This window comes from Streptomyces sp. NRRL S-495 (genome assembly GCF_000966955.1).
Classification (GTDB): domain Bacteria; phylum Actinomycetota; class Actinomycetes; order Streptomycetales; family Streptomycetaceae; genus Kitasatospora; species Kitasatospora purpeofusca.
On the sequence record NZ_JZWY01000232.1, the window covers coordinates 1 to 3,968 of the forward strand.

Here is a 3,968-nt window from a genome sequence, read left to right on the forward strand (position 1 = left end):
CTTCCCCTGCTCCACCGCGCCGATCAGGCTCTCGGTGTAGCCGACCTCCTTCGCGAACTGCTTCTGCGTCAGCCCCGCCTGCTCACGCAGGACCTTGATCTGCTGGCCGATCGCATGCAGGAAGTCCGAGACCTCCGACAGATCCTCGTCCAACTCCGGCCTCGCGTCGCCGCTCTCGCCGCCACCCCGAACCTCGGCCATCTTGGCCTCCCCTGGTCTCCGGTCACACTCGCGTCGCACTGTCCGCATCCGCCCGGGCACACACCGTTCCCAACGGATGCACCGTCAGCGTAGGCGCGCGAAAGTCCGTCCACTCCCGAACTCCGAACTCCTTCTCGACCCTCAGAGCCCGACAATCGCCCCACGCTCCTCTTCCAGCCCGAGGGGCGCACCACCTCCCATTCCTGAAACGTCCAACTCCCCTGCCACGAAAGAACGTCGACTCACCCAGACACCGCCACGAAGGCAGCACCACCACCAGGCGCACACGAGAGCGCAGCCCCGCGCCGCACCTCTCCCCCACCCCCGCACGCCGGGCGCGCACCACCCTGCTCCACCTCGGCCCGTACAGTCGCGGTTCTCCTCAATCGGGGCCGGGAGAATATTCGAGAATCAGCACCCACCCCTGCCCGGTCCCACGTCATCCTGAGTCAGCCCGACCATCGGTGAGGGGAGCAGCTGTGAGCCGACGACTGCGGTACATCGGAAGCAATTCGGGGAACAACGGATGCCCGACGCTCTACGAGGACATCGAGACCGGGGAGGTACTGGTACAGGGCGACGCCGTCACCGATCCCGACGAGGTAGCTCAACTTCGCAAGATCAAGCCCGGCGAAGGGTTCGTGGTCGTTCCCCGCGTGCTGCTCGCCGACTTCGCGCCGCGAGACGTGGACCGAGAGCCGGAGCTGATCGACTTCGAAGAGTTCGACGGCATGTTCGAGAACTTCGAGCACACGGCCTTCCGGCTGGAGACCCGTCGCAGGTACCGGTCCGACGAACAGACCGATACCTACCGCCGGTTCGCTGCCGGTCAGGCGCCCGGATGGGACCTGGAGGACCCGTGGTGCCTCTCGCGCCGCGAGCAGGTGGCTCGCGGCAAGCGGTTCGAGCGAGTGCGGATCATGGACAGCCCGCCCACTCCGGGACAGCGGTACCTGCTCGACAACGCCGAGCGGAACAGTGCCGTGGGCGAGGACATTCGCTACCTCTGGCGCGCCGACGCCGATCACCTCGGCCTTCCGCAGGAAGACACCTGGCTCTTCGACTCGCGGGTCATCGCCCTGTTGCACTTCGACTCCGACGACGATCTGACCGCCGTGGAGCTGATCACCGACCCGGTACAGGTGGCTCGTGCGTGCCAGGTACGCGACGCTGCCTGGCACTTCGCCACCACGTACCGGGCGTTCCTCACCGAGGTACCGTCCGACGTGTGAGCACCGACTTCCAACAAGCGCGAATCGCCCTCGGTCTGCGGCTCCGCGAGCTGCGCACCGAGGGCGGTCTCACCGGTCGGCAACTGGCCGAGCGTCTGGGGTGGGCGCAGTCCAAGGTCAGCAAGCTGGAAACCGGCCGACAGACGGCCACCCGCGACGACCTCAAGGCGTGGGCAACGGGTGTCGGCCGGCCTGGCGCGGCGTCCGAATTGACAGCCAGGTTGAGGGCGTTCGAATCGCAGTCCCGCTCCTGGCGACGACAACTCGCAGCCGGCCACCGGCCGGTGCAGGACGCGCTGACCGTCGAGTACGAACGGTCGACGATCATGCGTGCCTGGGAAGGCTCAATGATCGTCGGCATGCTCCAGACGGCCGACTACGCCCGGCACGTCTTCAACGCCTACGTCGACCTCCACCGGTCGCCGCGTGATGTCGAGGAGGCCGTTCGGGCCCGAGTCCGACGACAGGAGGGCCTGTACCGGTCGGGCAAGCAGTACCGCATCGTCATGTGGGAGGCCGCTCTGCGCGCCCGGCTCTGCCCACCGGCCGTCATGGCGGCTCAACTCGACCGGCTCAGCGGCGTGATCGGCCTCGACACCGTCACCCTGGGCATCGTGCCGTTCGAGGCCCAGCTCGCCCTGCCACCCGCCAACGGCTTCTGGATCTACGACGAACGGCTTGTCATCGTCGAGGACTGGCACGCCGAACTGTGGCTGGAGCAGGCGGAGAACGTGGGCCTGTACACGCGCGTCTGGGAAGCGATGGCCGAGGCGGCCGTCTTCGGCTCGGATGCCCACAGGATTCTTGCGCGGTGCCGCAGGACACTGGGAGCCGTCTGAGGAATCCTCGCCGATACGGCCCGCGAGCCCTGGAATATTCGAGAATCACAGGGCCTTCGGTGGTTCCCGCACGCATAGCGTCCTGGCCGAGAGCCGTACCTCGGAGTCAGGGGAGCACACATGCTGTCGACCAGCACGGAGACGATCACAGGCCGGTCCCTCATCGACCCGGCCCTGTTCGAGCGGATGATCACCCGAATCGCCAGGGAGGAGGAGATGGATCTCGCGCTCGCCGCGCGCACAGTGGACCAGGCCCTCGCCTTCCTCGGAGCGTGCGCGGTCAACCCGGATGCCGGCCTCGCCCCGTCGAGGCTGGTGGACATCGGATGGCACACGTTCATCCTCCACACCACCGAATACGCCGAGTTCTGCCACTCGGTGTCCGGCCGGTTCCTCCACCACGTGCCGACCGGCGGCCCGGGCGAGTCCACCAAGGGCATCGGCATCGCCGCCACGGTCGCCGTCATCGAAGCGAGCGGGTACGCCGTGGACTCCGAACTGTGGAGCATGTCCGCCGACTGCTCCGAAGGCAGCGGAGGAGACGGAAGCGACACCAGCGGCAGCGGCAACTGCGCGCAGTGCCACCGCGGTTGCCACAGCAGCTAGGAACCGATCAGATCGCCCGCCCGGCCCTGCGATCCGGGGCCGGGCGGGCCCGACCCGAGGCACCCCCGATGACAGACACTTGGAAGCAACTACCGCGTGCCGTGCGCATCAGCATCGAGGCCCGGACCGGCGCGGTCACCGCCGCTCTCCCCCCGACTGCGGGAACGGTCTCCGACTTCGCCGCCACGCTGGAGACGACCGGCGGGCCGGTGTTCTGCAAGGCCGTGCGCGAGGACAACCCGAGGGCGTGGATGCACCGCCTGGAGTCCGTCGTGAACTCCGTACTCCCGCCGGACATCGCTCCCCGCATGCTCTGGAAGGTCGAGGCCGACGGGTGGCTCGCCCTGGGGTTCGAGCACGTTCCCGGCAGACACGCGGAGCTGTCTCCGGGGTCCGCCGATCTGCCGTTGGTCGCCCGGACCCTGGAGACACTTGCCGGGGCGCTCACCCCGGCACCGCCACTGCGTGCCTTCAGCCTGGCGGACCGATGGTCGGGGCAGGACTTCTGGCACAACCTGGGCAGCCGTTACCGGGACCGGCTCGACCCGTGGACCGTGGCGCGGCTGGACGCGCTGATCCTGGCCGAACACGATGCGCCCGATCTGATCGACGGCAAGACCCTGGTCCACACCGACCTGACCGGCCCGAACCTCCTGGTGGACGGCGAAGCGGTGCGCGTCGTCGACTGGGCTTTCCCTGCCCCCGGCGCAGCATGGGCCGACACGGCGTACCTGATCGTCCGGCTGATCGAGGCCGGCCACACCCCCGAGCAGGCGGAGCGCTGGGCCGACAGCGTGTCCCTGTGGCGCACCGCGCCCGCTCGGTCCGTCACGGCCTTCGGCGCGATCCTCACCGGCCTGTGGACCCTCCGCGCCGCCGAGACCCCCGACCGCCGGTGGGCCGCACTCAGCGCCACCGGCCTCGCCTGGCTCCGCCACCGGCTCGGGTAGCCGTCCACCACTGGCCCACCTCACCCGGCCGGATCGCTCGACTCCTCGGGCCAGGCGTCGGAGGACTCGGACTCGGTGGGCGGCGCGTCCGCCCCACCGTGCGGTGGCGTCGCCACGCCACCGCACCGGAGTGGGAAGTC

Annotated in this window: 5 protein-coding genes; 4 read left to right on the forward strand and 1 reads right to left on the reverse strand. The window is 69.1% G+C overall.

What is annotated here, in order from left to right; translation table 11 throughout:
• The coding region (locus tag VR45_RS13765; protein ID WP_045940022.1) for a helix-turn-helix transcriptional regulator at positions 1–201 on the reverse strand (201 nt) is incomplete at its 3' end.
• A 479-nt stretch (positions 202–680) separates the two neighbouring features.
• Between VR45_RS13765 and VR45_RS13770 the strand changes: the two genes are divergently transcribed.
• The 4 genes from VR45_RS13770 to VR45_RS13785 all read left to right on the forward strand — a co-directional run bounded on the left by VR45_RS13770 (position 681) and on the right by VR45_RS13785 (position 3,828).
• Positions 681–1,433, forward strand: coding sequence for a DUF6879 family protein (locus VR45_RS13770; RefSeq protein WP_045940023.1), 753 nt, complete (start codon positions 681–683; stop codon positions 1,431–1,433).
• Entirely contained in the window at positions 1,430–2,272 is an 843-nt protein-coding gene (locus VR45_RS13775; protein ID WP_045940024.1) for a helix-turn-helix transcriptional regulator, read from the forward strand. The genes VR45_RS13770 and VR45_RS13775 overlap by 4 nt, the downstream gene beginning before the upstream one ends.
• A 120-nt stretch (positions 2,273–2,392) precedes the next feature.
• The gene (locus tag VR45_RS13780) at positions 2,393–2,878 is read left to right on the forward strand and encodes a hypothetical protein (protein WP_045940025.1); all 486 of its coding nucleotides are present in this window, start codon (positions 2,393–2,395) and stop codon (positions 2,876–2,878) included.
• A 68-nt stretch (positions 2,879–2,946) separates the two neighbouring features.
• Positions 2,947–3,828 carry a phosphotransferase gene (locus VR45_RS13785; RefSeq protein ID WP_045940026.1) on the forward strand — a complete coding sequence of 294 codons (882 nt, stop codon included), beginning with the start codon at positions 2,947–2,949 and terminating at the stop codon, positions 3,826–3,828.
• Positions 3,829–3,968: the final 140 nt, after the last annotated feature.